4 protein-coding genes are annotated in these 3,971 nt (G+C 62.5%); 2 read left to right on the forward strand and 2 right to left on the reverse strand.

The window, feature by feature from the left end:
- Both B3873_RS08505 and B3873_RS08510 read left to right on the forward strand, forming a co-directional pair.
- On the forward strand, nt 1-628 hold a 628-nt coding region (locus tag B3873_RS08505), incomplete at its 5' end, for an ATP-binding protein (protein ID WP_286865274.1).
- Nucleotides 625-1,368, forward strand: coding sequence for a response regulator (locus B3873_RS08510; RefSeq protein WP_286865276.1), 744 nt, complete (start codon nt 625-627; stop codon nt 1,366-1,368). The genes B3873_RS08505 and B3873_RS08510, both read left to right, overlap by 4 nt.
- A gap of 145 nt (nt 1,369-1,513) precedes the next feature.
- Here B3873_RS08510 and B3873_RS08515 read toward each other — a convergent pair whose 3' ends face one another.
- Both B3873_RS08515 and B3873_RS08520 read right to left on the reverse strand, forming a co-directional pair.
- Nucleotides 1,514-3,064 (reverse strand): methyl-accepting chemotaxis protein, encoded by a 1,551-nt coding sequence (locus tag B3873_RS08515; protein ID WP_121041175.1) that lies wholly within the window; start codon nt 3,062-3,064, stop codon nt 1,514-1,516.
- Nucleotides 3,065-3,243: 179 nt separating this feature from the next.
- On the reverse strand, nt 3,244-3,971 hold a 728-nt coding region (locus B3873_RS08520; protein WP_286865279.1), incomplete at its 5' end, for an efflux transporter outer membrane subunit.

Here is a 3,971-nt window from a genome sequence, read left to right on the forward strand (position 1 = left end):
CGGCCAGCTCGAAGCCCTGGAAGATGGCGTGCTGCAGCCCGATGCGCAGACGCTGCGCTCGCTCAAGAGCGAGGTGGAACATCTCAACAAGCTGGTCGGCGATCTCTACGATCTGTCACTGGCCGATGCCGGTGCCCTTACCTATCGCCGCACCGACATCGACCTGGCACCGCTGCTGCGCGACAGTGCGGCGATCTATGCCGAGCGTTTCAGCCAGCGCGGCATGACGCTGACCTGCAGTCTGCCTGCCACCATGCCGGTGCATGCCGATGCGGCGCGCCTGCAGCAACTGTTGAACAACCTGTTCGAAAACAGCTTGCGCTATACCGACAGCGGCGGCCGTCTGCAGGTGCATGCGCAACTGCTGCAACAGCACTGGCACCTGGTCTTCGATGACAGCGAACCGGGTGTGCCTCCTGAAGTCATGGCGCGCCTCTTTGATCGCTTCTTCCGGGTCGAGGCCTCGCGCAACCGCGCCAGCGGCGGTGCCGGGCTGGGCCTGGCGATCTGCCGCCGCATCGTCGATGCGCATCAGGGGACCATCGGTGCCACGGCTTCACCCTTGGGCGGACTGCGGGTCTCGGTGGTGCTGCCGGCCCGGGCAGAAGATGAGGAAGACCGCGCATGAACGAATCCACGGACGATTTCCGTTTCGCACCGCCCGAGCGGGCCGACATCCTCATCGTCGAGGATGAACCGAAGCTGGCTGAACTGCTGCAGAAATACCTGGCGGTGGCCGGCTATACCTCGCGCCATGTGGCACGCGGCGATGCGGCGCTGGATGCAGTCCGCGCACAGCGGCCGGACCTGATCCTGCTGGATATCATGTTGCCGGGGATGGATGGATGGGAAATCTGCCGCCAGTTGCGCACTTTCTCGGACGTGCCGGTACTGATGCTGACGGCGCGCGCCGAGGAAGAAGACCGTCTGCGCGGACTGGAGCTGGGGGCCGATGACTACATCGGCAAGACGCCGTTTTCGCCACGCGAGATCGTGGCGCGGGTCAAGTCCATGCTCAGGCGCAATGCCTCGGTGCAGCGTTCAGCACAAGCGGACCCGCTGCCGCAGGGCAGCTCGCCGCTGGTCATCGACGAGATCCGCCATCAGGCCAGCGTGCGCGGCGAGCCGCTCAACCTGACGCCACTGGAACTGCGCCTGCTCAAGACGTTCGCGGCTGCGCCGGGCCAAGTGTTTTCGCGGGAACAGCTGCTCAACCACCTGCACGATGATGACCGTTCGGTCACCGATCGCGCCATCGATACCCACATCAAGAACTTGCGCCGCAAGCTCGAACCCTGCTTCCCCGGACACAATGCCATCCAGGCGGTGTATGGCGTGGGTTATTGCTTCGCGTTGCCACCGGAATGAAAGACATCCTTCCATTCATTCCAGATTGGAATGAATGGAATATGTGGCATATATCGCATGTATCGCATATATGGCATATATGGATGGCGTAACCACGAATTACGTTCGGCAGAACCTGCTTGAAGCACGCCCCGCCGAACCAGCCTCAACGCTGGATCTTGAACACACTCACCACCTGTGACAAGCGCCCCGCCTGATCCTGCAAGGACTGCGCGGCGGCGGCGGCTTCTTCGACCAGCGCCGCATTCTGCTGGGTCACTTCATCCATCTGGGTGATGGCGCGATTGATTTCCTCGATGCCGGTGCTCTGCTCGCTGCTGGCTGCGCTGATCTCGGCCACCACATCGGTGACGCGCTTGACGCTGGCCACCACCTCGCTCATGGTGGCACCGGCACGTTCGACCAGCTGGCTGCCGGCACCGACCTTCTGTACCGAGTCGTCGATGAGCTGCTTGATCTCCTTGGCGGCAGAAGCCGAACGCTGTGCCAGCGAACGCACTTCGGAAGCCACCACCGCGAAGCCGCGGCCCTGCTCGCCGGCGCGCGCCGCTTCCACGGCCGCATTCAAGGCGAGAATATTGGTCTGGAAGGCGATGCCGTCAATCACCGTGATGATGTCGGCAATGCGGTTCGAGCTTTCGGTGATGCCTTCCATCGTCTGCACTACCTGGCCGACCACTTCACCGCCCTGGCTGGCCACGTCGGAGGCCGATGCAGCGAGCTGGTTGGCCTGGCGCGCATTGTCGGCGTTCTGCTTGACGGTGGCCGTCAGTTCTTCCATGGCCGAGGCGGTTTCTTCCAGTGAGCCGGCCTGCTCTTCGGTGCGCGAGGACAGGTCGAGGTTGCCGGTTGCGATTTCCTGCGAAGCCGTGGTGATGGCATCGGTGCCGTAGCGCACTTCGCTGACGATCTTGTTCAGGCTGTCATTCATGGCGCGCAAGGAATGCATCAGCATGCCGGTTTCATCCTTGCTGTCGGAACGGATGTCTACCGTCAGGTCGCCCTGCGCCACGCGCTCGGCCACGCTCACCGCCTCATTGAGCGGACGCGAGACCGCACGTGCCACCGCCAGCGCCAGCCCGAAAGCGATCACCACGATGGCGGCCAGCAGGCCGATGATCCAGGCCCGCGCGGAATTGAAGACGTCGCTGGCGGTCTGGTCCGAACGCATGCTGCCGGCGTCGTTGATCTTGATGATCTCGTCCATGCTTTCCAGCATGCTGCGGAAGGTCTTGTTGGAATCGCCCTTGAAGATCGCGCGCGCTTCCTCTTCCTTGCCGGCACCGGAAATCTCGGCGAGCTTCTTGTCGATCTCCAGATAGGTGGCGAAGCTCTTGGAGAACTTCTCGTAGGCGAGCTTCTCTTCTGCTTCCGAAATCTGGGCTTCGTAAGTAGCACGCTGTTTGGCCAGGATATCCAGGCGCGACTTGATGGCCTTGAGCGCATCTTCACGCTCGGCGGGGGTGGCCGCCGTGATCATCTGCAATTCGGAAATGCGCATGCGCGGCAATGAAGCCTGGATCGACTGCGCCGCCTTGATCGTGGGCAGCCAGTTGGTGGCCATGTCGGTGGAGGCCTGGTTCACCGCCTTCAATTCGCGGATCGCGAAGATACCCAGGATGACCGTCAGGATGATGACGGCCGCAAAGGAAAGAATGAGTTTCTTGGCGATCTTCAGATTGTTGAACCAGTTCATGTCTGCCTCGTTATTTCGCTTGTGATGGATTTCACCAGCGATTCTAGGCAGGTCAGGAAGCGGCCATAACGCTGATTACACGGGCGTTTACGGGGCAATTGCCCGCTTCCTCCCTGAAGCTGACAAGCGCGACAGGAAGTGTGCCAACTATCGTGCAAACTGGTCAGGCCACCTGATCACTACTTCTCTGAAAACGATAATGTTTTCGATTGCACAAGAGGCGTTTCCTCGCGGCGGGCATGCCAGTCTCCACCCAGGGCCTTGATCAGAAACACTGACACCAGCAGCCGCTGTCCCATCAACTGCGCCGCCTGGCGTTCGCTGTTGAGCAGGGCCTGCTGGGCGGTGATGACATCCAGATAAGGCGTGGCACCGCCCTCATAACGGCTGGTGGCGATGTCCAGCACGCGGCGGGCACTGGCGATGGCCGATTGCGATTGCCGCCAGGCGCGGTCCAGTGAAGCGATACCGGTGATGCCATCTTCCACTTCCTGCATCGCGGTCAGCACGGTGCGGCGATAGGTCGCCACGGCGGCGTTGTAGCCGGCTTGGGTGAAATCCACACCGGCGCGCAGGCGGCCGGCATCGAACAAACTTTGCGAGGCCGACACCCCCAGTGACCACAGCACGCTGGGTGCGTTGAAGAGCGTGGCCCAGTTGCGGCTGTCCACGCCATAACCGGGCTGCAGCATGAAACTGGGGTAGAAGGCCGCACTGGCCACGCCGATCTGGGCATTGGCCGCGGCCATCGAACGTTCGGCTGCCGCCACATCGGGGCGACGCTCCAGCACGTCCGACGGGATGCCCAGCGGAATCTCCGGCAGCGCGATGGGCGCCAGCGAAGGAGGCAGGCTGAAGGCCGGTGCCGGGGTGCCGGTCAGCGTGGCGATGGCGTGCTCGTATTGCG

This window comes from Herbaspirillum sp. UBA812, assembly GCF_002296545.1.
Classification (GTDB): Bacteria; Pseudomonadota; Gammaproteobacteria; order Burkholderiales; family Burkholderiaceae_D; genus Herbaspirillum; species Herbaspirillum huttiense.

What these genes read in the sequence shown, in the direction of transcription:
- B3873_RS08515 (WP_121041175.1), bottom strand. Translation starts at nt 3,064, where the DNA reads ATGAACTGGTTCAACAATCTGAAGATCGCCAAGAAACTCATTCTTTCC.
- B3873_RS08510 (WP_286865276.1), top strand. Translation starts at nt 625, where the DNA reads ATGAACGAATCCACGGACGATTTCCGTTTCGCACCGCCCGAGCGGGCC.